At 68.7% G+C, this 22,593-nt stretch carries 20 protein-coding genes and 1 pseudogene; 12 read left to right on the top strand and 9 right to left on the bottom strand.

Annotated features, from left to right (window positions below; translation table 11 throughout):
- Positions 1–9: 9 nt before the first annotated feature.
- Together QE389_RS11485 and QE389_RS11480 are read right to left on the bottom strand one after the other, a co-directional pair.
- Entirely contained in the window at positions 10–1,977 is a 1,968-nt protein-coding gene (locus QE389_RS11485; RefSeq protein ID WP_307367402.1) for a M1 family metallopeptidase, read from the bottom strand.
- Between the two features lie 105 nt (positions 1,978–2,082).
- The gene (locus QE389_RS11480) at positions 2,083–3,324 is read right to left on the bottom strand and encodes a multidrug effflux MFS transporter (RefSeq protein WP_307367400.1); all 1,242 of its coding nucleotides are present in this window, start codon (positions 3,322–3,324) and stop codon (positions 2,083–2,085) included.
- Positions 3,325–3,470: 146 nt separating this feature from the next.
- On the opposite strand from QE389_RS11480, the gene QE389_RS11475 reads away from it, so the two are divergent.
- Together QE389_RS11475 and QE389_RS11470 are read left to right on the top strand one after the other, a co-directional pair.
- Entirely contained in the window at positions 3,471–4,244 is a 774-nt protein-coding gene (locus tag QE389_RS11475; protein WP_307367398.1) for a hypothetical protein, read from the top strand.
- 80 nt (positions 4,245–4,324) lie between these two features.
- Positions 4,325–5,770, top strand: coding sequence for an AMP nucleosidase (locus QE389_RS11470; RefSeq protein WP_307367396.1), 1,446 nt, complete (start codon positions 4,325–4,327; stop codon positions 5,768–5,770).
- Between the two features lie 6 nt (positions 5,771–5,776).
- On the opposite strand, the gene QE389_RS11465 is transcribed toward QE389_RS11470, so the two are convergent.
- Together QE389_RS11465 and QE389_RS11460 are read right to left on the bottom strand one after the other, a co-directional pair.
- A complete protein-coding gene (locus QE389_RS11465) occupies positions 5,777–6,640 on the bottom strand; it encodes a metallophosphoesterase (RefSeq protein WP_307367395.1) in 864 nt (287 codons plus the stop codon).
- On the bottom strand, positions 6,640–7,602 hold the full coding sequence (locus tag QE389_RS11460; RefSeq protein WP_307367393.1) for a diacylglycerol kinase family protein: 963 nt from the start codon (positions 7,600–7,602) through the stop codon (positions 6,640–6,642). The genes QE389_RS11465 and QE389_RS11460 overlap by 1 nt, the downstream gene beginning before the upstream one ends.
- A 192-nt stretch (positions 7,603–7,794) precedes the next feature.
- On the opposite strand from QE389_RS11460, the gene QE389_RS11455 reads away from it, so the two are divergent.
- From QE389_RS11455 to QE389_RS11445, 3 genes are all read left to right on the top strand, one after another.
- On the top strand, positions 7,795–8,139 hold the full coding sequence (locus QE389_RS11455; protein ID WP_307367391.1) for a glycine zipper domain-containing protein: 345 nt from the start codon (positions 7,795–7,797) through the stop codon (positions 8,137–8,139).
- Between the two features lie 112 nt (positions 8,140–8,251).
- Positions 8,252–8,701 carry an OmpA family protein gene (locus QE389_RS11450; protein WP_307367389.1) on the top strand — a complete coding sequence of 150 codons (450 nt, stop codon included), beginning with the start codon at positions 8,252–8,254 and terminating at the stop codon, positions 8,699–8,701.
- 83 nt (positions 8,702–8,784) lie between these two features.
- Positions 8,785–11,052 (top strand): protein-disulfide reductase DsbD, encoded by a 2,268-nt coding sequence (locus QE389_RS11445; RefSeq protein WP_307367387.1) that lies wholly within the window; start codon positions 8,785–8,787, stop codon positions 11,050–11,052.
- On the opposite strand, the gene QE389_RS11440 is transcribed toward QE389_RS11445, so the two are convergent.
- Positions 11,024–11,500 (bottom strand): hypothetical protein, encoded by a 477-nt coding sequence (locus tag QE389_RS11440; RefSeq protein ID WP_307367385.1) that lies wholly within the window; start codon positions 11,498–11,500, stop codon positions 11,024–11,026. The genes QE389_RS11445 and QE389_RS11440 overlap by 29 nt on opposite strands.
- 95 nt (positions 11,501–11,595) lie before the next feature.
- Between QE389_RS11440 and pgi the strand changes: the two genes are divergently transcribed.
- Both pgi and QE389_RS11430 read left to right on the top strand, forming a co-directional pair.
- Complete coding sequence (pgi, locus tag QE389_RS11435) at positions 11,596–13,203, top strand: glucose-6-phosphate isomerase (protein WP_307367383.1); 1,608 nt, start codon at positions 11,596–11,598, stop codon at positions 13,201–13,203.
- Positions 13,200–13,577, top strand: a complete 378-nt coding sequence (locus QE389_RS11430) for a DUF4260 domain-containing protein (RefSeq protein WP_307367381.1) — start codon at positions 13,200–13,202, stop codon at positions 13,575–13,577. The genes pgi and QE389_RS11430 overlap by 4 nt, the downstream gene beginning before the upstream one ends.
- Here QE389_RS11430 and QE389_RS11425 read toward each other — a convergent pair whose 3' ends face one another.
- On the bottom strand, positions 13,578–14,144 hold the full coding sequence (locus tag QE389_RS11425; RefSeq protein ID WP_307367379.1) for a DUF1826 domain-containing protein: 567 nt from the start codon (positions 14,142–14,144) through the stop codon (positions 13,578–13,580).
- Positions 14,145–14,235: 91 nt separating this feature from the next.
- Between QE389_RS11425 and zigA the strand changes: the two genes are divergently transcribed.
- Positions 14,236–15,453 carry a zinc metallochaperone GTPase ZigA gene (zigA, locus tag QE389_RS11420; protein WP_307367377.1) on the top strand — a complete coding sequence of 406 codons (1,218 nt, stop codon included), beginning with the start codon at positions 14,236–14,238 and terminating at the stop codon, positions 15,451–15,453.
- A gap of 76 nt (positions 15,454–15,529) precedes the next feature.
- Here the strand turns inward: zigA and QE389_RS11415 are convergent, their stop codons facing one another.
- Together QE389_RS11415 and QE389_RS11410 are read right to left on the bottom strand one after the other, a co-directional pair.
- Positions 15,530–15,976 carry a glycine zipper 2TM domain-containing protein gene (locus tag QE389_RS11415; RefSeq protein ID WP_307367375.1) on the bottom strand — a complete coding sequence of 149 codons (447 nt, stop codon included), beginning with the start codon at positions 15,974–15,976 and terminating at the stop codon, positions 15,530–15,532.
- A 128-nt stretch (positions 15,977–16,104) separates the two neighbouring features.
- Positions 16,105–16,554: a DUF2141 domain-containing protein gene (locus QE389_RS11410; protein ID WP_307367373.1), complete on the bottom strand. Its 450-nt coding sequence runs from the start codon at positions 16,552–16,554 to the stop codon at positions 16,105–16,107.
- A gap of 272 nt (positions 16,555–16,826) precedes the next feature.
- On the opposite strand from QE389_RS11410, the gene QE389_RS11405 reads away from it, so the two are divergent.
- On the top strand, positions 16,827–17,114 hold the full coding sequence (locus QE389_RS11405; protein ID WP_307367371.1) for a co-chaperone GroES: 288 nt from the start codon (positions 16,827–16,829) through the stop codon (positions 17,112–17,114).
- 136 nt (positions 17,115–17,250) lie between these two features.
- Positions 17,251–18,897, top strand: a complete 1,647-nt coding sequence (gene groL / locus QE389_RS11400) for a chaperonin GroEL (protein ID WP_307367369.1) — start codon at positions 17,251–17,253, stop codon at positions 18,895–18,897.
- A 213-nt stretch (positions 18,898–19,110) separates the two neighbouring features.
- On the opposite strand, the pseudogene QE389_RS11395 reads toward groL, so the two are convergent.
- Positions 19,111–19,864 (bottom strand): annotated as a pseudogene (locus tag QE389_RS11395) (glycosyltransferase family 2 protein).
- A gap of 98 nt (positions 19,865–19,962) precedes the next feature.
- On the opposite strand from QE389_RS11395, the gene QE389_RS11390 reads away from it, so the two are divergent.
- The gene (locus tag QE389_RS11390; RefSeq protein ID WP_307367368.1) at positions 19,963–21,663 is read left to right on the top strand and encodes a glycosyltransferase family 39 protein; all 1,701 of its coding nucleotides are present in this window, start codon (positions 19,963–19,965) and stop codon (positions 21,661–21,663) included.
- Positions 21,660–22,574: a hydroxymethylglutaryl-CoA lyase gene (locus QE389_RS11385; protein WP_307367366.1), complete on the top strand. Its 915-nt coding sequence runs from the start codon at positions 21,660–21,662 to the stop codon at positions 22,572–22,574. Before QE389_RS11390 ends, QE389_RS11385 begins: the two co-directional genes overlap by 4 nt.
- Positions 22,575–22,593: the final 19 nt, after the last annotated feature.

Genomic DNA, 22,593 nt, shown 5'->3' with positions numbered 1-22,593 from the left:
GGCTTTCCATCAGGGTCGCCCGACCAGTTGATCCACCGAGCCGGCGGTGACGGGGTGATACAGGGGACGGGCCTGGGCGTAGATGCGACGCGCGTTGGATCGGCCCCAGTCGCCTTCGTTCCACAGGGTCTGGAACAGGGGCAGGACGAATTTCCGCCGGCCCTGGCGGGTCAGGAACGTCTCTGCCGTGGCGACCGACGGCTGATAGCGATGGGCCAGGGCGATCTGCAGCCAGGCGAAGGTCAGTTCCGCATTGCCCTCGTTCGCCAGGTTCAGGGTCCGCTCCAGATCGGCCAGTTGGGCATTGGTCAGCCAGTCTGCGTTGGCGCGCAGCCCATCGGGCCGCCAGCCCAGGAAACGCTGGCGCTGCTGGGTGTTCCAGTCGCCCCACGGAATGGCGGATGCCGGTCCCCTGTCCTTAAAGAAGGCGACGGCGGCGGCGTCCACCGGCTCGAAGGCGTGCGACACGGGGGCGACGGCGTTGGACGGCAGGCCGGGCTGATAGACCCAGGCGTCCAGCTGAAGTTGGGATTCCAGCGCCGCGTCGCCCTTGATCAGATGATCGCGGATGTCCTGCAGGAACATGGCCGTGGTCATCGGACGATAGGCGTTGCGGTCGAAATAGCCGCGCAGCCAGGCGTCGAACCGATCCCGCCCGACAGTGCGTTCGATGGTCCGCAGGAACAGGGCGCCCTTCTCGTAGGCGATGTCGTTCATGCCGTCGTCGGGGTCGCGGCCCTTCAGGTCCAGATGCAGTCGGGTGTCGGCGGCCGGCAGGGACTTCAGCGTGTCCTGAAGGCTGTCCCAGCCCAGCACCTGCTCCTGCATGGCGCGGTCGCGGCCATAGACGGACTCCATGATCCGGTTCTCGAAATAGACGGTGAAGCCTTCGTTCAGCCAGAAGTCGTTCCAGGTGGCGTTCGTGACCAGATTGCCCGACCAGGAGTGGGCCAGTTCGTGCGCCACCAGGGACACCAGCGAGCGGTCGCCGGCGATGATGGTCGGGGTGGCGAAGGTCAGCTTGGGGTTCTCCATCCCGCCGAACGGGAAGGAGGGCGGCAGGACCAGGAGGTCGTAGCGGCCCCAGCGATAGGGACCGTAAAGTTTCTCGGCCGCATCGACCATCTGGGCCGTGGGCTCCAGCTCCCACTGGGCGGCGCGCAGACGGCTGGGCTCGGTCCAGACGCCGCTGCGTGCGTCGAAGGGCGCGAAGGCGATGTCGCCCACGCCGAGGGCGATCAGATAGGGCGGGATCGGATTGTTCATCCGGAAGCGCCAGGTCTTCATGCTCACGCCTTGAGCATTTGGAGCGGCCGGTTCGCCGTTCGGCGTCAGGTGGTCGGCGCTCATCACCACAGTCAGGTCTGCGGGCGCGGCGATGCGGGCCGAATAGGTCTGGCGGATGCCGGGGCTGTCCTGGGTCGGCACCCAGGTGCGGGTCAGGATGGCCTGGCCCTGGCTGAACAGATAGGGCTTCTGACCGCCCGCCGTCTGGGCCGGACTGAGCCATTGCAGCGCCGCCGCGTTCGGCCGGGTCGAATAGCGGATGACGATCTTGCGCCGCTCATTGGCGGCGAAGGCCGGGAAATAAACCGTCAGCGGCTGGCCCAGGACGGCGTCGTTGTCGCCGACGACATAGCGCAGCGGCTGACCCGCCGCGTCGCGCACGTCCTGAATGTCCAGGTCCCGGATATCCAGCACGATCTCGTTGGCGCCCGGCGCGGCCAGGATGTCCAGGGTGGCCGTGCCCGACAAGGTCCTGGCCTGGAAGTCCGCGGTCAGGTCCAGCGCCACATCGACGACCCGGGCGATCTCGGGCCGGGCGTGGGTGTGGACGTCCACGGCTTCGGGCCCCGGCGCCGGCGCGACGGCGGGCGGGGCCAGGGACGCGCCTGCGGTCGTGGTCGAACAGGCGGACAGGCCCATGGCCGACGCGAGGGCGAGGGCGGAGACGAGGCCGAGGGCTTTGCGCTTCATCGAGATTTCCGTGGCTGACCTTGAGAACTGGCCGGAGAACGCGCGGAAACGCCGAAAAGATCAAGCCTCGCCAGACCCGCGGTTCAGGCCCCCGTTCAGGCCCGTTCAGGCCGGCGAGGCGTGGTGGGCCCGGAACAGACGCCCGCGCTCAGCGAACAGGACCATGACCAGGGCCGTCAGGCCGAAAGCGGTGAAACCCAGCGACATGGGCACGGTCGTGCCGTTGAACTGCTGACCCACCGCAAAGCCCAGCAGCGAGCCGACGACGGTGGAGACGAAGCCCTGGATCGAGGCGGCGGTGCCGGCGATATGGCCCATCGTCTCCATCGCCATGGCGCCGAAGTTGCCGGCGATCAGGCCGAAGCAGAACATGGTCAGAGTCTGCAGCACCGCGAAGGTCCAGAGCGTCTCATGGCCGCTGACCGCCACCGCGGCGTGGACGGCGGCGATGCCGGTGAAGCCGATCAGGGCGGTGTGGGAAATCTTGCGCGAGCCCAGCTTCACGACCAGCCGCGCATTGACCAGGGAGGCCACGGCGATGCCGCCGGCGATCAGGGCGAAGATGGCCGGAAACGCCGCCTCCGCGTCGAAGACGTCGGCGAAGATCTGCTGCGAGGAGTTGATGAAGCCGAACAGGGCGCCGGTGATCGCCGTCATCGCCAGGGTGTAGCCGACGGCGTTGCGGTCGGTCAGGGCGGTCTTATAGGCCGACGTCAGGCGCTTGACCTGAATCGGCAGGCGATCCTCGGGCTTCATCGTCTCGGGCAGGCGCAGGGTGGCCCAGACCATCAGACAGACCCCGATCAGGCCCAGGCCCGCGAAGATCCAGCGCCACGGCCCGACCAGCATGATCAGCTGACCCAGCGACGGCGCCAGAATCGGCACGCCCAGGAAGACCAGGAAGCTGAACGACATGACCCGCGCCATGGTGCGCCCCTCGTAACGGTCGCGCACGATGGAGACGGCCAGAACGCGGGTGCAGGCGCTGCCCAGCCCTTGGCCGATCCGCGACAGGATCAGAAACTCGAAACTGGGCGCCAGGGTCGCCAACAGGCTGAACACCACATAGAGGCCCACGCCGAACAGCAGGACGGGCTTTCGCCCGAACCGATCCGCCAGCGGTCCATAGATCAGTTGCGCCCCGCCGAAGCCCAGCAGATAGGCCGTCACCACCCATTGCCGGGCATTGGCGTCGGCGACCCCCAGGTCGGCGCCGATATGGGGCAAGGCGGGCAGCATGGAATCGATGGCCAGGGCGTTCAGGGCCATCATCAGAGCGATCAGACAGACGAACTCGACGAAGCCGAGCTCCTTCTTGGCGGGCGCTGACGCGAGGGAAGAGGACATCCGGGCCAGATGCGCCGTCACGCCCCGATCCGCAACCGCAGGCCCGTCATAAATTGCTGCAATGCAGCGAACCCTTGGCTGCATCAAGCGATGATCGCTCGACACGCAACCACGGCGAATGCAATCTAATCGGTGGAGCGCCGCCCATGAAACGCCACATCCCAGCCCTTCTGGCCCTCCCCATCATGCTGTCAGCCATGTCGTGCCGGCCCGCTGACCTGCAGGGATCGCCGCAGGTTCGCGTGAGGGAGAAGTTTGCCGATCCCAAGGGTGTCTGGCGTGACCGACCGGCGGGTTGGGGACGTGCGATCACCGAACCGCCCTTCGCCATGAAAGAATTGGCGAGACGTTGCATTCCTCGCCTCCTGGCGAACTGCGAAACCTTCAAAGGCGGTTATCTGAGTGCGCCGGGAAGGCCGCGCATCTACTGGCAACTTCAGGAAGGCGAACCTGACGAGAACGCCGCGTCCGCGGGCTTCACGCTCTTCATGGAGTCGGGTGCGGCCCTGATTCCGATATTCTGGGCGGCGGAAGCAAACGATTATGAGACTCCCGTCGTGTTCTGGCCGGGCGATGGCGCCGACCCGATCATCGCCATCGCCGGGGTCAAGAAAGGCAATGGACATTACAGCGCCGATGCGCTGTTTCGATGGACGAACGGACCGCAGACGCTGGTTCCGATTCAGACCGGAGGCTGGATCGGCGCCGCCCCCGCTCCCCTTCCCGCCGACCTCTGGATCATGAAGGGATTGGCGTTCAACTATGCATCAGGTTTGCTGACGGCCCGCACGAGCCTCTGGCGACCCGAGGACGGTGACTGCTGCCCCACCGGCGGGAGCGCCAGGCTGATTTTCGATGTCCGCGACGATGCTCTCGTCCTGACACACGCGACCTACCTGCCTCCAGAAACACAAGACTGACACCCCGTCCGCAATGCAGCGAAATCGAGCTTGAACGGTGGGCGCCTCGCCATCGCCGCGAAGCTCGGCTAGAGGAAGTCATGACAGAACAGATGACAGCACAGGCGGCGCTGGACCGCCTCGAAGCCCTCTACACCCAATCCGTGACCAACCTGCGCGACGCCGTGCGGGATTTCGTCAACACCGGCGCGCGGCCCGATCCGGTCAAACGCGCCGAAGGGGTGTTCGCCTATCCCGAGCTTCGCATCCGCTGGGACGGGGATCGCCCCCAGGACCTGGAGCCGCGCGCCTACGCCCGGCTGTCGAAACAGGGCAGCTACGCCACCACCGTCACCCGGCCGGACCTGTTCCGCCCCTATCTGACCGAACAGCTGGGCCTGCTGGAGCAGGAATATAACGCCACCTTCGAGGTCGGGGTGTCGCGCCAGGAAATCCCCTTCCCCTATGTGACCGACGGGCTGGAGGTCGCGCTGGACCGATCGATGACGGCGGCTCTTGCGCGCTGGTTCCCGACCACGGACCTGGCCCATATCGGCGATGAGATCGCCGATGGTCTGTTCGAGATGGGCGGCGACTTCCCCCTGTCGCACTTCGACGGCCTGCGCACCGACTTCTCGCTGGCGCGGCTGAAACACTACACCGGCACGCCGGTGGACGACGTTCAGTCCTATGTCCTGTTCACCAACTACAATCGCTATGTCGATGAGTTCGTGCGTTGGGCCATCGAGCAGCTTCGGACGCCCGGCTCGCCGTATCAGACCCTGTCCTGCGCCGGCGGCGTGATCATCACCCGCGACACGCCCAATCCCGAGGCGGCGATCAGCGACACGGCCTGGAAGAAGCACCAGATGCCGGCCTATCACCTGACCGCGCCGGGTCATAAGGGCGTCACCCTGGTCAACATCGGCGTCGGCCCGTCCAACGCCAAGACGATCACGGATCACCTGGCCGTCACCCGTCCGCACGTCTGGCTGATGATCGGTCACTGCGGCGGCCTGCGCGCCAGCCAGACCATCGGCGACTATGTGCTGGCCCACGCCTATCTGCGCGACGACCATGTGCTGGACGCGGTGCTGCCACCCGACATTCCGATCCCATCGATCGCCGAGGTCCAGCGCGCCCTGTACGACGCCACCAAGTCGGTCAGCGGAATGCCGGGCGACGAGGTCAAGCTGCGTCTTCGCACCGGCACCGTCGTCACCACCGACGACCGGAACTGGGAGCTGCGCTATTCCAAGTCGGCGCTGCGCTTCAATCAGAGCCGCGCCGTCGCCATCGACATGGAAAGCGCCACCATCGCGGCGCAAGGGTATCGCTTCCGCGTTCCCTACGGCACCCTGCTGTGCGTATCGGACAAGCCGTTGCACGGCGAGATCAAACTGCCGGGTCAGGCCAACCGCTTCTACGAAGGCTCGATTTCCGAACACCTGCAGATCGGCATCCAGGCAGTGGATCTGATGCGCAGCGAAGGCTCCAAGCTGCACTCACGCAAACTGCGCGCCTTCGACGAGCCGCCGTTCCGTTAAGCCGCCCTAAGAAGCCGGGGCGACCACCGCCTTTTCGAGTTCGCCGGGCTTGTCCGGCCGGGGGGCGGTGGCGGCCTTGCGCGTGTCCTGGCGGCGCGGCAGGCGCCAGACCTGGTGGGAGTTGTAGCCTTCGCCGTCCCAGGCCAGAGCCGTGACGGTGATGGTCTTGGCGTCCCAGTCGATCTGGTTGAAGCCGGGGGGCGACCCCCGCTCGCGGTGCGACAGCGTCCCGCATCCCACCGCATAGGAGCAATGATCCGCCAACGGAATGGGCATGGCGAAGGGCACATGGACATGGCCCGTCATGATCAGATCCACCCCCGCCTCGGCGAAAATCAGGGCCGCCTCGTCGCCGCGCTTGACGTCGCCGGTCATCGGGGCGCCGACCATTTCGATCAGCGGATGGTGGCAGGCCAGGATACGCAGCGCGCCGATGGGCGCCTGACGCAGGGCCTCGGCCGCGCGCCGCGTCTGATCCAGATCTATGACGCCCTTGGACCAGTTGGGCCGCGCCTGCCAGCCGCGCGCGGTGACGACCCCGCGCACCATCAGCTTGTCGCTGCGGAACTGGCCGTCGTGGGCCGGAAAGCCGGTCGCCGTCTCGAACGCCTTCCACGGATTGAAGACGCGGGCGAGGGCGTCCCAATAGGGCACGTCGTGATTGCCGACGATGACGAACCGCGGCTGTGGCATGGCGCGCATCCAGGCGGCGGCGGCCTTGAACTCATCCGGAAAGCCCTGCTGGGTGATGTCGCCGGTGATCAGCACCAGATCGTTGGGCGTGCCGTGGGCGTAGTCCAGGGCGGCGGCGCAGGCGCGTTTGTGCTCGCACCCGAAATGGACGTCCGAAAACTGAAGGACGCGCCCCATCAGACACTGTCCTCGGCCGAGGGCGGCAGGGGCGCCAGGGCCTTGAAGGCCCTGGGCACGAAACGGATCACCGCCTCGGGCTTCAGCTGCAGGGGCTCGCCGTCGATGACGGCGGGAATGCGCGAGCGCGCCCGCACCTCGATCAGGCGCGCCGGCCGGGTCGAGACGGCCGGGTCCTGGCGCCAGTCGCTGAACAGGGCGGTGGCCGCCAGGCGGAATGCCTGGGTAGTGTCCGACGGGTCCATGGCGGCGGCCTCCAGACCCACCGGCTCCTCCATGGCCTTGGAGATCATCGGACTGATCAGGACCAGGGCCTCGGTGCGGCGCTTTTCGCCCCCGTCCAGGGTGAAGCGCAGCCGGCCGGAAAAGGCGCGCTTGAAGGCCCGGCGGCCGTATCGCCAGGCCAGTTTCAGCTTGCCCGTCCGCACCGCCTCGCGCGCCGGCGCCCACAGGGCGGGCGAACCCAGGATGGCGGCGCAGTAGAAATGCTCTCCCTGGACCTCTCCGCCAGAGACGGGCTGGGGCGCGCCTTCCTCCAGCGCCCGTTTCAGTGCCAGTTTCCAGTCCGCCGTACCGTACAGCGCCTTGGGCAGCATATTCATGGTCCCGCCCGGCAGGGGCGCGATCATGGGGCCGTTGGAACGGGCGCGCGCAGCGACCGCCCGGGCCGTGCCGTCGCCCGCCAGCACCAGAATGGCGTCGGGCTTGTCGGCGAAGGCCTCGGCGATGCGGGCGTCGAAATCGTCCGACAGGACGATGACCTTGGCCTCCAGATCGTAGGTCTCCAACAGGGTTCGCGCCTCGTCGGCCGCGCGTGGCCCGACGCTGCCCGACAGGGGGTTCACCAGCATGACCACCCGCTTGAGCGCCACATGCGGCGTCAGGCCGTGCGCCGGGACGTCGGGCCCATCGGCCGGGGGTGATGGCGGGGTATGGGACGGGGGTGGCGCAAGGTCGTTCATGAGCGACGCAACGTATGGTCGCCTCGCCCGTTCCGAAAGCGTGGCCGTATTTCGGCCTCATGGACCCGCACCATGGCGACGGCGAGACGGTTCGGGTCGAACGGCCTGTTCGACGCCTTCCCCCGGCGGAACCCGAACCCAATCGTTACGTTTGAAACTCGGGACGACCCCAGGGACAAGAAGGATTTCATCATGAACAAAGCGATCATCGCCATTGCGGGCGCCGGTCTTCTGGCGTCGGCCTGCGCCAGCGACCCCTATGGCAACGGGCCGAACCAGTCGGTTCGCCAGGGCGCCATCGGCGCCGGCCTGGGCGCCGTGGCCGGCGCCATCGTCGGCAACAACGTCGGCGGCGGCAATGCGGCCACGGGCGCCCTGATCGGCGCAGCCGTCGGCGGCGCGGCGGGCGCCATCCGCGGCTCCAACCAGGACCGCAACAACCAGCAGCGTTACCGCGACAGCCAGGGACGGTACTACTATTGCTACGACAACCGCCAGGACGAGTGCTACTGGGAGAACGGCCAGCGTCGCTATTGATCGACGCGGGCGCCGGTCGCGGGTGCGTGACCGGGCTTGAGTTCCGGGGGCGGCGCGTCGAAGGATGGGCCGCCCCTTTCGTGTCTGAGGGGCTGTCTGGATGAGGGGCGTCATGAAGGGTTTCAAAGCGGGCGTAGCGGCGGCGGCGGTCGTCGGCCTGGCGGTGGTCGGGTGCGCGCAGACGCCCAAGCGGTCGGCCCTGGTGGTCGGCGAAAGCGGCTGCCAGTCCGGGCGCTTCGATGTCTATTTCGTGGAAAACCAGGCGCGGCTGACTGATGCGGCGCAGCTGTTGCTGACCACGGCCGCCGAAAAGGCGCGCCAGTGCCGCATCGCCCGGGTGCGGGTCCTGGGTCTGGCCGACGCCACCGGCGCGTCCGAGGCCAACATGACCCTGTCGCAGCAGCGCGCCCGCGCGGTGGCCCAGGCCCTGACCCAGGCCGGCATGCCCGCCCCGGTGTTCGAGGTGGCGGCGGCGGGCGATGCGGGCGCGGTGACGCCCTCGGGCCAGGAAGAACTGTTGCGTCGCCGCACCGAGGTGATCGTCGAGGTCGCCCCGCGCTGATCGCGCGCCGCCGGTCGTGATGGCGAAGGGCGACGCAAGCGCCTAAGATCGGCAGGCCCGTCGCGCCTTTCGGAAATGCCCCTTTGCGTCCCTTCGCTCTTCTTGTCGCCCTGATGCTGGCCGTCCTGGCGCCCACGGTTCAGGCTTCGGCGGTCGAGCCGGCCTTCGGCGCCCAGAGGACCGAACGGATCGAGGCGGAACTGGTCCCCATGACCCAATGGGCCACGCCGGGTTCCACCGTGGTCGTGGCCGTGCGCCAGGCGATCCAGCCGGGCTGGCACACCTATTGGCGCAATCCCGGCGATTCGGGCGGGGCGACCACCCTGGACTGGACCTTGCCGGCCGGGGTGAAGGCCGATCCCGTCCTGTGGCCCCTGCCGACGCGCCAGAGGCTGTTGGGGCTGATGAACTACGGCTATTCGGGCGAGGTCTTCCTGCCCGTGCCGATCCAGGTTCCGGCGACGGCGCGACCGGGCGAGGTCCTGACCCTGACGGCCCAGGCCCTGTTTCTGGTGTGCAGCGACCGGATGTGCGTGCCCGAACCCCTGACCCTGTCCCTGGCCCTGCCGGTGCGCGAGGGCGCCGCGCCCCTGGCCCGGCCCTGGGGCGAGGCGATCCGCAAGACCGTCGCGGCCGCACCGCGTCCGGCCGGCGTCACCGCCCGCGTCACGCGCGGCGGCCAGGGCGAAAGCCTGACCCTGACTGCGACCGGCGGGCCTCTGGCGGGCGGCGTCGGCGCGGCCTATTTCTTTCCGTTCGAGGCCGGTCGCATCGACCATGCGGCGGTGCAGAGCGGCCGACGCGGACCCGACGGCCTGAGCCTGAGGCTGACGCCGGGACGACAGGCGGGCGACGGCGCCGTCTCGGGCGTTCTGGCCACCGACAGGGGCGCCTGGGAGATCACCGCCGAGCCGGGGCCGCCGCTGGCGGGAGCAGAGGGCCAGGCGACCCTTACCCCTCTGTCGGAGGCCGCGGCCAGTGTCGAGGCCGGGGTCGAGGCCGGGGTCGAGGCCGGGGTCGAGGCCGGGGCGAAGACGGGGCAAACGTCCGGGGCCGGCGGCCTGGGTTTGCAGCACGTCCTGGCCCTGGCCCTGCTGGGCGGACTGGTGCTGAATCTGATGCCGTGCGTCTTTCCGGTGCTGGCGATGAAGGCCGCCGCCCTGTCGGCCGCCGCCCACGACCCGGCCCGCGCGCGCCGCGACGGCCTGGCCTTTCTGGCCGGGGTGCTGGCCAGCTTTCTGACACTGGCGGGCGCGCTTCTGGTGCTGAGGACCGCCGGTCAGGCTGTCGGCTGGGGCTTCCAGTTGCAGTCGCCGGGCGTGACCGCGACCCTGGCTCTGATCCTGTTGGGCGTGAGTCTGAACCTGTCGGGCGTCTTTCATGTGGGCGCCGGGCTGCAGGGGGCCGGGTCCGGGCCTCTGGCCCGCCTGCCCGGCGCGACCGGCGCCTTCTTCACCGGAGTGCTGGCGGTGGTGGTGGCGGCCCCCTGCACCGCGCCCTTCATGGCGGCCGCCCTGGGCGCGGCCCTGGTCCTGCCCTGGCCCCTGGCGCTGGCGGTCTTCACGGCCCTGGGGCTGGGTCTGGCGGCGCCCTATGTGGCGATCAGCCTGTCGCCCGGCCTTCTGGCGCGGTTGCCCCGCCCCGGCGCCTGGATGGAGACGCTGAAGGGCGTCCTGGCCTTTCCCATGTACGGGGCGGCCCTGTGGCTGGCCTGGGTGTTCGGCCAGCAGGGCGGGGGCCAGCCCCTGGCCGGGCTTCTGGCCGCCGGCCTGGCGCTGGCCTTCGCCGGCTGGACCTATGGCCGCGTCCAGGCGCGTCGGGCCGAAGGTCGGCGGGCGGCGATCGGCGTCGTGACCGCGACCCTGGCGCTGCTGTCGGCCCTCATGCTGGCGGGCGCCGCAGCCATGACGGCGCAAGATCGGCCGGCGGTCGTGGAGGGCGCCAGCGCCCAAGCCGCCCAAGCCGCCCAGACCGCCCTGCCCGCCCGGCCCTGGTCGCCCCAGGCGGTGGCCCAGGCGACGGCGGCGGGCCGGCCGGTCCTGGTCAACCTGACCGCCGACTGGTGCGTGACGTGCAAGATCAACGAGCGGACGGCCCTGTCGTCGCCGCGCGTGGCCGAGGCGATCCGGGCGGCGAACGCCGTCTATCTGGTGGGGGACTGGACCCGGCGCGACGACGCCATCGCGCAAGAACTCCAGGCGCACGGCCGGTCGGGCGTGCCGCTGTATCTGGTCTATCGCCCCGGCCGGGCCGAACCCGAAATCCTGCCCCAGCTGCTGACCGAGGGCGTGGTGATCGAGGCGCTGAGGCGGAACCGGGGTCCTACACCGCCGGCTTCGGCGGGGCGGTGATGACCTCGACATTGTCGTTCAGCAGATAAGACAGTTCCGACAGGGCGGTGGCGCGCTCGGCCGGGCTGGCGGCCGCCTGAACGGCCGCGACCTTCTTGGGCATGTCTTCAGAAATGCCGCGCAGGATGCATTTCAGATCGCCGTCCGTGCCGCGTTCCTTGAGGATCAGATGCCCCTGCATGTCCAGGGCCGCCAGTTCGTCCGCCTGGGCCTTGAAGCCGGTGAAGACCTGGCTGGCGAAGAAGGCGGCGTCGTCGGCGGCCTTGGCGGCGGCCCAGCCGTCCACCATCGCCTTCAGACGGGCCGAGCGGGCGATGATGTCGGCGAACAGGGGTTCGCCCGCGACGGAGACCGGCGCGCCCGGCGCCGCCGCCGGCTGTTCCGCCGCCAGGGCCACGGCGGGATTGGACATCGACAGGGCGATCGTGAGAGCAAGGCCGCAGGACATTGAGGTGACTTCCTGTTTCAGCGTCCGCTGGGACGTTGATCCTGAATACGCCCCGACCGTAAACGAGTGTTTACCCTGTTAGACGAGGACCGCCGATGACCCGCGACGCCGCCTGGACGACCTTCGACCTGACCGCCGCCGAGGCCGCGAAAGGCCGGATCGCGGACCAGTTCGCCGCCGATCCAGACCGGCTGGATCGGATGTCGGTCGAGGCGGCGGGCCTTTATGTCGATCTGTCGAAACAGAGCTGGACCCGCGCGGCCTTCGAGGCGTGTCTGGACCTGGCGCGAGCCAGCGACGTGGAAGGGCGCCGCGCGGCCCTGTTCGGCGGCGAGGCGGTCAATCTGACCGAAGGCCGGGCGGTGCTGCACCCGGCCCTGCGCGCCGCGCCGGGCGCCGACTTCAAGGCCCTGGGCGAACCAGTCTCGGCCGAGGTGGACGCCGTCCGCGCCGAGATGAGGGCCTATGCCGAGGCCGTGCGTACCGGCGCGGAGGCCGGGGCGACCGGCCGGCGGTTCGAGGCCATTGTCCATGTCGGCATCGGCGGGTCGGACCTGGGGCCGCGTCTGGTGTGGGACGCCCTGCGCCCGCTGGACCCGGTCCTCGACCTGCGGTTCGTCGCCAACATCGACCCGCGCGACATGGCCGAGGCCCTGACCGGCCTGGACCCCGAGACGACCTTGGTGGTGGTGGTGTCCAAGACCTTCACGACGCAGGAAACCCTGGCCAACGCCGAGGCGGCCAAGACCTGGCTGGCGGCGTCGCTGCCCGCCGAGGGCATGACCAAACACTTCATCGGGGTGACGGCGGCGCCGGACAAGGCGGCGGCTTTCGGCTGCGGCCGGACCTTCGCCTTCCGGGACTGGGTCGGCGGGCGCTATTCGCTGTGGGCGGCGGTCAGCCTGTCGTGCGCCATCGCCCTGGGGTGGGAGGTGTTCGAACGGATGCTGGCGGGCGCCGCCGCCATGGACGACCATTTCGTCACGGCCCCGCTGGAGAAGAACGCGCCGGTGCTGATGGCCCTGGCCCAGGTGTTCAACGTGGACGGCCTGGACCGCAGGGCGCGGACGGTGGCCCCCTACGCCCACGCCCTGCGCCGCCTGCCGTCCTTCCTGCAGCAACTGGAGATGGAATCGAACGGCAAGCGGGTGCATCGCGACGGCACGCCGGTGACGCGCCAGACCTGTCCCGTCGTGTTCGGCGAACCGGGAACCAACGGCCAGCACGCCTTTTTCCAGCAGATCCACCAGGGTCCGCAGGTGGTTCCGGCCGAATTCGTGATCGTCGCCCGAACGCATGGGGATGCGCCCGAGGCCCCGCTGTGGTCCAACGCCCTGGCCCAGGGGCAGGCCCTGATGCTGGGCAAGACGACCGAAGCCGCCAAGGCGGAAGGTCTGGCGCAAGGGCTGTCGGACGAAGAGGCGACGCGGCTTTCGACCCACCGCACCTTCACGGGAGACCGGCCCTCGACCGCCATCGTCATGGATCGGTTGACGCCCGAGACCCTGGGCGCGCTCTTGGCCCTCTATGAGCACAAGACCTTCGTCGAGGGCGTGATCTGGGACATCAACAGCTTTGACCAATGGGGCGTCGAACTGGGCAAGGTTCTAGCGAAGGCGATCCTGAAGGATGTGGAGGCGGGACGACCGTCCGAGGCCCTGGACCCCTCAACCGCCGCCCTGATGCGACGTCTGTCGCAATGAAGGTCGTCGCTGCAACTTGGCAAAGGCTCGAAGCCCTGGCGCTTTTTGTGGCTGCCCTGGCGGCCTACGCCCATATGGACGCCAGCTGGATCCTGTTCGCCGTCCTGTTTTTGGCGCCCGACGTCAGTTTCGCAGCCTATCTGGCGGGACCGCGTCTCGGCGCCCTGGGCTATAATCTGGCGCACAGCCTGATCGGACCCCTCGTGCTGGGAGCCGTGGGGCTCGCCGCATCCAGTCCGTCAGCCACGTCCGTGGCCCTGATCTGGCTGGCCCATATCGGCCTGGATCGCGCCCTGGGTTACGGGCTGAAATCTCCGGACGGGTTCGACATCACCCATCTGGGGCGGATCGGACGACCGCCCGCCCTGTCCTGATCAGACGGCGTCCAGTGTCAGGACCCGACGGGGGGTCTGGCGGCTGGCCGGAGGCGAGCGATGCAGCACGGCGGGAAAGTCGGGCCACGGCTCCCAGCCCGGCGCCGTGCCCTTCAGGACCGCGATCTCGCCCGGATGCAGTCTGCGGATGCGCGCGCGGGTCTCGGCCCGCCGGGCGTCCAGGTCGTCGGCCACCTCGCTTTCGAAGGCCCATTCCGTGCCCGGACCGTCGTAGGTGACGATCAGCCGGGCGGCGATCGCGTCCTGATGAAAGCGCGGGCAGGCGCGGGTCTGGACCGTCTCAAACCGCGCCCGCCAGGTCTCGACGCCCGTGACCCGGCTCAGGATTTCGCCCAGCCGCTGAATGTCGTCCAGCAGCCAGTCGGGCGCCGGCCCCGACGGCTCGATCCAGCGTCCGTCGCAAGCGGCCGAGAAATCCGCGGGCGCGGCCTCGGCGCCGTTACGCAGCAGGTCGGGCCGGGCGCAGATGGCCAGGCGCACCTGTGGCTCGAACAGGGTGGTGAAGACCGAGGGCGAGAGCCCGTGCACGACCGCGCCGACCGCCATTGATGACCTTGATGATTTGATATGTTATAATGTACCTATCATTTCCATGATCAGGCCCGCCGGGTCAAGCGCCGGGCGACATGGAGCGCCGATGTCCGACTTCAAACCCCTGCCCGTCACCGTCCGGTCCGGCTTTCTGGGCGCCGGGAAAACCACCTTGCTGAACCATGTGCTGGCCAACCGAGAGGGTCTGCGCGTCGCCGTCATCGTCAACGACATGAGCGAGGTGAACATCGATGCGGCCCTGGTGCGGGACGGCGGCGGGGCGGACTTGTCGCGCACCGAGGAGCGGCTGGTGGAGATGTCCAACGGCTGCATCTGCTGCACCCTGCGCGAGGATCTGCTGATCGAGGTGGGCAAGCTGGCGCGCGAGGGGCGGTTCGACCATCTGCTGATCGAATCCACCGGGATCTCGGAGCCCATGCCGGTCGCCGCCACCTTCGACTTCCGCGACGAGGAGGGATTCAGCCTGTCGGACGTGGCCCGGATCGACACCATGGCGACGGTGGTGGACGCCTTCAACTTCCACCGCGACTATCCCTCGACCGACCGGCTGAAGACGCGGGGCGAACACCTGGGCGAGGACGACGAACGCACGGTCGCCAATCTGCTGATCGACCAGATCGAGTTCGCCGACGTCATCGTGCTGAACAAGATCGACCTGCTGGACGAGACGCAGAAAAGGGTGCTGCGGGCCATGCTGGCCCAGTTCAACCCCCGCGCCCGGATCGTGGAGGCGGTGCGCGGCGCCGTGCCGCTGAAGGCGGTGATCGGCACGGGCCTGTTCGACATGGCCCGCGCCGAACAGGCGGCCGGGTGGTCCCAGGCCCTGCGTGGCGAGGTCACGCCCGAGACCGAGGAATATGGCGTCTCAACCTTCGTCTATCGGGCGCGCAAGCCCTTCCACCCGCGCCGTTTCCACGACCTGCTGCAACGGGAATGGCCGGGCGTGTGGCGCTCCAAGGGTTTCTTCTGGCTGGCCAGCCGCATGGACTATGTCGGGTCCTGGAGCCAGGCCGGCGCCGTGACCGAACATGAGTGGGGCGGCCTGTGGTGGGCCTCCGCGCCGCGCGACCGCTGGCCCGACGACGACGCGGACTGGCTGAAGTCGATCGAGGCGGTTTGGCGCCGCCCCTATGGAGACCGGCGGCAGGAGATCGTGCTGATCGGCAAGGACATGAACCGCGACCTGCTGACCTCGATGTTCGACGCAGCCCTTCTGACCCGGTTCGAGATGGAGCGCGGCCCCAAGGGCTGGGCCAGGTTCGACGACCCCTTCCCCTACTGGGGACCGCGCGTAGCCGCCTGAGCCTGCAGGACACAGACGCGAAAAGGCCCGGCCTTTCGGCCGGGCCCCGCGACCCTTGGAGGATCGGATGGCGCCCCTACCAGCGACGGTCGTAGCGGTAGTCGCGGCGATAGCCCCGGTCGTCGCGATAATCGCGGTCGTAGCGGCGGTCGTAACGCGACTCGTAGCGGCGACCGTCGTACCGGTAGTCGTAGCCGTAGTCGCGGCTGTTGATGCCGTGTTCGCGTTCCCAGTGCCCCTGGTTCCGGTAGCAGCGGCCGCCGCGATAGTATTCGCAGCCCGAGCCGCGATTGGAGGCCACGGCGCCCAGCGCCGCGCCGGCCAGGGCGCCGCCGGCGATATAGTTGCCGTCGCCATTGCCGTAGAGGGCGCCGGCCAGACCGCCCACCGCCGCGCCGATCAGGGCGTTTCGGCTGGTGTTGTCGCGGTCGCGGTGCGACTGGGCCGAGGCCGGGGCCGCGATCATCGTCAGGGCGACGACGGGGGCGGCGGCGATGGCGGTGATCTTCAGCAACCTGGACATATCCGTCTCCTTCGTTTCGGGTCGATGCTTCCAAAACGCGCATCGATGTTGAGACGGTTCTAGCGGTGCGCGTCTGAACGCACCGCCAGAGGGTCGTTCATCCTGGGTTCACCCGCCGGACGGGGCGGTCAGGACGCCGGCGGATACTGCATGGCGACGCTGACGGCCGCCACGCCGGCCGCGGGCACGGTGAACTTGACCCGGTCGAAACGGGGCGCCGCCCTCAGGGCCGCGCCGTTCACCATGGCCCAGCCCTCGGCAGGACGACCGTTCGCCATCTTCATCTGGCGATCGCCGTCCACATCGTGCAGCACCGAAACTGAGTAGTCGCCAGGGGCGACGTCGCGCAGGGTCACGACATGGGTTCCGGCGGTCGGGGCGGCGATGATCTGACCGTAGGACCCCTCGTGCTTGAGAAACTGGCTGGCGGTCTGCAGGCCGACCAGCAGGTCGCCGCCGCGCGCCTGGACGCCGGTAACGGTGATGGTCACGTCGCCGGCCAGGGCCGCGCCCCCGCCCATCAGGGCGGCGAGGGCCGCCGTCGCAGCGATCAGGACGGATTTGGATTTCAGGTTCATGGCGGATCGGCCTCCTCGAAGGAGACGGGCGGATCGGAATGACCGCCCTATCGCCTCCTTCACAATCACTTTGATATGCAAAGCACTTGTTTCGTCAATGCGTAATTCGTCGCATTTGTTTCGCTGGCTTCGCCTTGACGGTCACGACGCCCGGCCCTACTTGCGCCGTGCGTTGGCACTCTTGCTGGTCGGCTGCTAACATGGCGATCGCGAGAGGGTCCGCTCACCGTTTCAGAACGCCCCGATCCGGGGGTTTTTAAGGGAGAAGTCCGATGGCGTTCCGTCCGCTCGGCGACCGCGTGCTGGTCAAGCGCGTTGAAGAAGAATCCAAGACCAAGGGTGGGATCATCATCCCCGACACCGCCAAGGAAAAGCCGCAGGAAGGCGAAGTCGTCTCCGTCGGCCCCGGCACCCGCGACGACAAGGGCGTGGTCAACGCCCTGGAACTGAAGGCCGGCGACCGCATCCTGTTCGGCAAATGGTCGGGCACGGAAGTGAAGATCGACGGCGAAGACCTGATCATCATGAAAGAGTCGGACGTGCTCGGAGTGCTGAGCTAAGGCTCAGCCCTCAGTGGCGAGCGATTAGTGGCAAGTGGCGAGCAGATTTCCGAAGGAAGTCGCCGCCGCCGCCCCGTTCAAGTCCCTCGCCACTCGCCGCTAACCACTCGCCACTCACACCAAAGGAGCAGCCCGCATGGCCGCTAAGATCGTAAAATTCAACACCGACGCCCGCGACAAGATGCTGAAGGGCGTCAACGTCCTGGCTGACGCCGTCAAGGTGACGCTGGGTCCCAAGGGCCGCAACGTCGTGATCCAGAAGTCGTTCGGCGCCCCGCGCTCGACCAAGGACGGCGTCTCGGTCGCCAAGGAAATCGAGCTGGAAGACGCCTTCGAGAACATGGGCGCCCAGATGATCCGCGAAGTCGCTTCGAAAACGAACGACAAGGCGGGCGACGGCACCACCACCGCAACCGTTCTGGCTCAAGCCATCGTGCAAGAGGGCCTGAAGGCCGTCGCCGCCGGCATGAACCCGATGGACCTGAAGCGCGGCATCGACAAGGCCGTCGGCCTGGTGCTGGAAGAGATCAAGTCCAACTCCAAGCCGGTCTCCAACAACTCGGAAATCGCCCAGGTCGGCACCATCTCGGCCAATGGCGATAGCGAAATCGGCGAGCTGATCGCCCAGGCCATGGCCAAGGTCGGCAACGAAGGCGTCATCACTGTCGAGGAAGCCAAGACCGCCGACACCACCGTGGACGTCGTCGAAGGCATGCAGTTCGACCGCGGCTACCTGTCGCCCTACTTCATCACCAACGCCGACAAGATGGAGGCCGTTCTCGAAGAGCCGCTGATCCTGCTGTTCGAGAAGAAGCTGACCAGCCTGCAGCCCATGCTGCCGATCCTGGAAGCGGTGGTTCAGTCGGGCCGTCCCCTACTGATCATCGCCGAGGACATCGAGGGCGAAGCCCTGGCGACCCTGGTGGTCAACAAGCTGCGCGGCGGCCTGCGCGTCGCCGCCGTCAAGGCGCCGGGCTTCGGCGACCGCCGCAAGGCCATGCTGGAAGACATCGCCATCCTGACCGGCGGCCAGGTCATCTCCGAAGACCTGGGCATCAAGCTGGAGAGCGTCACGCTCGACATGCTCGGCAAGGCCAAGAAGGTCTCGATCACCAAGGAAGACACCACCATCGTCGAAGGCGTGGGTGAAAAGGCCGACATCGAAGCCCGCGTGGCCCAGATCAAGCGCCAGATCGAGGACACCACCTCGGACTACGACAAGGAGAAGCTGCAGGAACGTCTGGCCAAGCTGGCCGGCGGCGTCGCCGTCCTGCGCGTCGGCGGCTCCACCGAAGTCGAGGTCAAGGAGAAGAAGGACCGCGTCGACGACGCCCTGAACGCCACGCGCGCTGCGGCTGACGAAGGCATCGTTCCCGGCGGCGGCATCGCCCTGCTGAAGGCCTCCAAGATCCTGTCCGACGTCAAGGGCGACAACGCCGACCAGAACGCCGGCGTGGCCATCATCCGCCGCGCCCTGCAGGCCCCGATCCGTCAGATCTCGGAAAACGCCGGGGTCGAAGGCTCGATCGTGGTCGGCAAGGTTCTGGAAAACGCTGACGCCGCCTTCGGCTTCAACGCCCAGACGGAAGAGTACGGCGACCTGGTCAAGATGGGCGTCATCGACCCCGCCAAGGTGGTCCGCACCGCGCTTCAGGACGCCGCCTCCGTGGCCGGCATCCTGATCACGACCGAAGCCGCCGTCGCCGACGCGCCGAAGAAGGCCGCCGCCGGCGGCGCCCCCGACATGGGCGGCATGGGCGGCATGGGCGGCATGGACTTCTAAGTCCAAGCCACTCGACGCTGAAATGCAGAAGGGCGGGGTCGCAAGACCTCGCCCTTTTTCATATCGCCTCCCTGCGAAGCGGGGAGGGGGACTGCGTAGCGGCGAAGGGGCTCTTGAAGTCGCAAGTGCGTCTGTGATGCGGCGGCGGCCGCTCCATCACGACACCAAAAGGCGTCGCGCCACCGCCCCATGAAACGGGGAGGAGACGGCGATTCAGAACTCCGATATCGCGCCGGGCTGGCGCGAGCGGGTCTTCAGCCACATGACGCCCAAAAGATCCGAGAAGGATGCGCGCAGGCGGCCCCAGTTGGTGTATTTCGACTGGCCCGTCTCGCGGTGGCGATGGTCCACGTCCAGATACTGGTTGCGATACCCCTCGCGGATCATCAGGGCCGGCAGATAGCGGTGGATGTGATCGAAATAGGGAAGGCGCAGGAAGACGTCGCGGCGAAAGGCCTTCAGGCCGCAGCCGGTGTCGTCGGCGTCGTCGCCCAACAGTTTGCGGCGGATGCGGTTGGCCCAGAGCGAGGCCTGGCGCTTGGCGTTGGAGTCCTGGCGCTTGGCGCGGCGGCCGCCCACCAGGGCCACATCGGCAGGGGCCGCCAGCAGGGCGTCCACCAGGCGCGGAGCGTCGGCCGGCGGGTTCTGGCCGTCGCCGTCCAGGGTGACGACGACAGGCGCCCGGGCGGCCAGGACGCCGGTGCGCACGGCCCGGCTCTGGCCCGCATTGGCGGCGTGGGGCCAGGACGCGCAGGCGCGGCAGTTCGGCCATGGCGGCCTTCAGCTCGGCCAGGGTCGTGTCCCTGGAGGCGTCGTCGACGAAGATCATCTCATACGGCCGGCCCGCGAAGGCGGCCGCGATCTCGCGCGCCAGGGGCACGGCGGCGCCCGATTCGTTATGCACCGGCACCACGACGGAGATGTCCGGAGCGGCGGTTTCAGGCGGGGCGGCGGCGGCGTCGGTCATCGCGGCTCTGTAGCGCATCGCCCGACGCGGCGAAACGGCGACGCGCATGCGATCACGACCGCTTCCGGCGGGGCCGGATGGCGTGATACGACAGCCGCATGACCCTTCCGAAACTGGATCATCTCATCGCCGGTTGGCGCGGCCCGGTCCTGGCGGCCCTGCTTACCCTGGTCGCGGGCCTGCCCAGCCTGATGCTGCTGCCGCCGCTGGACCGCGACGAGAGCCGCTTCGCCCAGGCGACCGCCCAGATGCTGGAGAGCCACGACTTCGTCGACATCCGCTTCCAGGACGAGCCGCGCTGGAAGAAGCCGGTCGGCATCTACTGGCTGCAGGCGGCGGCGGTGGCCCTGACCTCCGACGTCGAGGATCGCCAGATCGCCCCCTATCGAATCCCGTCCCTGCTGGGAGCCATGCTGGCGGCCTGGGCCGCGGCCTGGGCGGGGGCGGCCCTGTTCGGCAACCGCGTCGGCTTCCTGGCCGGCGCCATACTGGGAACCACCTTCCTGTTGTCCACAGAGGCGGGCATCGCCAAGACGGACGCCATGCTTTGCGGGGCCACGACCCTGGCCATGGCGGCCCTGGCGCGCATCTATATGGCCACCCAGGCGGGCGAACGGCCGATCCGGCCGCACAAACTATTGTTCTGGCTGGGCCTGGGGCTGTCGATCCTGATCAAGGGGCCGATCGGTCTGTTGGTCGTCGGGCTGGCGATCATCGCCCTGTCGATCTGGGACCGGAACGTCCGTTGGCTGGCGCGGCTGGGCTGGGGCTGGGGCCTGCCGCTGGTCGCCCTGATGGTCGGGCCGTGGGCCATCGCCATCACCATAGCCACCGACGGCGGCTTCTGGCGCGAGGCCATAGGCGGCGACCTGGCGCCCAAGATCGCCGGCGCGCATGAGAGCCATTCCGGCTTTCCCGGCATGTATCTGCTTCTGGCGCCGCTGCTGTTCTTCCCGTCCACCCTGCTGCTGCCCGCCGCCGTCTCCACGGGCTGGAGCCGGCGGGCCGAGCCGGCGATCCGTTTCATGGTCTGCTGGCTGGTTCCCGGCTGGCTTATGTTCGAACTGGCCCCAACCAAGCTGTGGCACTACACCCTGCCGACCTTCGGCGCGTTGGCGCTGCTGGCGGCGGCCGCACTGGCCCGGCCGATCGGAACGGCGTCGCGGATCGTCGGCTCCATCCTGGCGGTTCTGGCGGCGGTGCTGGTGATCGGGATCACCGTCTATGGGCTGACGGTCTATGGCACCTCCACGGCCCAGACCTGGGCGGCCCTGACCATCGGCACGGCGGCGGCGGCGGCCCTGGTGGGGGCCTTCCTGCTGCTGAACCGGGCTTCGGTGACGGCGCTTCTGGCCTCGCTCGTTTTCGGGATCACGGCCCATGCGGCCTTGGCGGGGACCATCCGTCAGCTGCGCCCCCTGGCCATCGCGCCCCAGTTGGAAAAGACGCTGGAGGCCGCCGACCTGCATCCCCGCCAGGGCCGCACGCCGGGGCCGGTGGCCATCACCGGCTTCCACGAGCCCAGCTTCGTCTTCCTGACCGGACGGGACACCGACCTGACGGACGCGCAAGGGGCCGCCGAGGCCCTGGCCGAGGGCCGGCCCGCCATCGTGGAGGCGCGCGACGCCGACGCCTTCCGCGCCGCCTCGGCCCGGCTGGGCGTGTCGGGTCGCGCGGTCGGAACCGTGCGCGGCCACAACTATTCGGCGGGCGACGACGTCAGCCTGACGGTCTATGCCCCGCCGCCCCGGCCAGTCGTGGGCGCAGGGGCGGAAACGGATGCGGGCGCGGGCCGGTGAGCCGCTTCATCCAGATCGTCGAGGTCGGGCCGCGCGACGGCCTGCAGAACGAAAAGACCGTGCTGGACACGGCCGTGCGCGTCGATCTGGTGCGGCGGCTGGAGGCGGCGGGGGCGAAAAGGATCGAGGCCGTCTCGTTCGTCCATCCCCAATATGTGCCCCAGATGGCCGGCGCCGAAGCGGTGATGGCCGCCCTGCCGCCCGAGGCGGGGCGCAGCCGCATCGGCCTGGTCCTGAACGGCAAGGGTTACGACCGGGCGCTGACCACGGGGGTGAACGAGGTGAACGTCTCGGTCGCAGCCACCGACGGCTTCGGCCTGAAGAACCAGGGCCTGGCGGTGAAGGACCAACTGGCCATGCTGGGCGAAATCGTCGCGCGGCGACACAATGCGGAGGCGACCGACGGCGCGCCGTCCCTTTCGGCGACCCTCTCCTGCGTCTGGGGCTGTCCGTTCGAAGGCGAGGTCTCGGTCGGCCAGGTCACGGACATGGTGGGCGCCCTCGGCGAGATGGGCGTGGCCGAGATCGGCCTGGCCGACACCATCGGCGCCGGCGACCCCTGGGCGGTGACGCGAAAGGTCGAGGCCGCGCGAAAGGCGGCGCCGGACGCGACCCTGCGCCTGCATTTCCATGACACGCGCAACACCGGCCTGGCCAACGCCCATGCGGGTGTCGAGGCGGGCGTCGATGTGCTGGACGCCTCGGTCGGCGGCATCGGCGGCTGCCCCTTCGCGCCGGGCGCCACCGGCAACATCGCCACAGAGGATCTGGTTTACATGCTGTCGCGCGCGGGGTTCGAGACGGGCTACGATCTGGACGCCCTGATCGAGACGGCGCGATGGATCGGCGCGGTGATCGGCCGGCCCGCGCCCTCGGCCCTCAGCCGCGCGGGCGGCTTTCCCAGAGGATGAAAGCGGCCGGAGGCTTGAC

It is taken from the genome of Brevundimonas sp. SORGH_AS_0993 (assembly GCF_030818545.1).
Lineage (GTDB): Bacteria > Pseudomonadota > Alphaproteobacteria > Caulobacterales > Caulobacteraceae > Brevundimonas.
This window is presented reverse-complemented; position numbering and strand designations above follow the sequence as displayed.

What these genes read in the sequence shown, in the direction of transcription:
- QE389_RS11485 (WP_307367402.1), bottom strand. Translation starts at nt 1,977, where the DNA reads ATGAAGCGCAAAGCCCTCGGCCTCGTCTCCGCCCTCGCCCTCGCGTCG.
- QE389_RS11480 (WP_307367400.1), bottom strand. Translation starts at nt 3,324, where the DNA reads ATGTCCTCTTCCCTCGCGTCAGCGCCCGCCAAGAAGGAGCTCGGCTTC.
- QE389_RS11475 (WP_307367398.1), top strand. Translation starts at nt 3,471, where the DNA reads ATGAAACGCCACATCCCAGCCCTTCTGGCCCTCCCCATCATGCTGTCA.
- QE389_RS11470 (WP_307367396.1), top strand. Translation starts at nt 4,325, where the DNA reads ATGACAGAACAGATGACAGCACAGGCGGCGCTGGACCGCCTCGAAGCC.
- QE389_RS11465 (WP_307367395.1), bottom strand. Translation starts at nt 6,640, where the DNA reads ATGGGGCGCGTCCTTCAGTTTTCGGACGTCCATTTCGGGTGCGAGCAC.
- QE389_RS11460 (WP_307367393.1), bottom strand. Translation starts at nt 7,602, where the DNA reads ATGAACGACCTTGCGCCACCCCCGTCCCATACCCCGCCATCACCCCCG.
- QE389_RS11455 (WP_307367391.1), top strand. Translation starts at nt 7,795, where the DNA reads ATGAACAAAGCGATCATCGCCATTGCGGGCGCCGGTCTTCTGGCGTCG.
- QE389_RS11450 (WP_307367389.1), top strand. Translation starts at nt 8,252, where the DNA reads ATGAAGGGTTTCAAAGCGGGCGTAGCGGCGGCGGCGGTCGTCGGCCTG.
- QE389_RS11440 (WP_307367385.1), bottom strand. Translation starts at nt 11,500, where the DNA reads ATGTCCTGCGGCCTTGCTCTCACGATCGCCCTGTCGATGTCCAATCCC.
- pgi (WP_307367383.1), top strand. Translation starts at nt 11,596, where the DNA reads ATGACCCGCGACGCCGCCTGGACGACCTTCGACCTGACCGCCGCCGAG.
- QE389_RS11430 (WP_307367381.1), top strand. Translation starts at nt 13,200, where the DNA reads ATGAAGGTCGTCGCTGCAACTTGGCAAAGGCTCGAAGCCCTGGCGCTT.
- QE389_RS11425 (WP_307367379.1), bottom strand. Translation starts at nt 14,144, where the DNA reads ATGGCGGTCGGCGCGGTCGTGCACGGGCTCTCGCCCTCGGTCTTCACC.
- zigA (WP_307367377.1), top strand. Translation starts at nt 14,236, where the DNA reads ATGTCCGACTTCAAACCCCTGCCCGTCACCGTCCGGTCCGGCTTTCTG.
- QE389_RS11415 (WP_307367375.1), bottom strand. Translation starts at nt 15,976, where the DNA reads ATGTCCAGGTTGCTGAAGATCACCGCCATCGCCGCCGCCCCCGTCGTC.
- QE389_RS11410 (WP_307367373.1), bottom strand. Translation starts at nt 16,554, where the DNA reads ATGAACCTGAAATCCAAATCCGTCCTGATCGCTGCGACGGCGGCCCTC.
- QE389_RS11405 (WP_307367371.1), top strand. Translation starts at nt 16,827, where the DNA reads ATGGCGTTCCGTCCGCTCGGCGACCGCGTGCTGGTCAAGCGCGTTGAA.
- groL (WP_307367369.1), top strand. Translation starts at nt 17,251, where the DNA reads ATGGCCGCTAAGATCGTAAAATTCAACACCGACGCCCGCGACAAGATG.
- QE389_RS11390 (WP_307367368.1), top strand. Translation starts at nt 19,963, where the DNA reads ATGACCCTTCCGAAACTGGATCATCTCATCGCCGGTTGGCGCGGCCCG.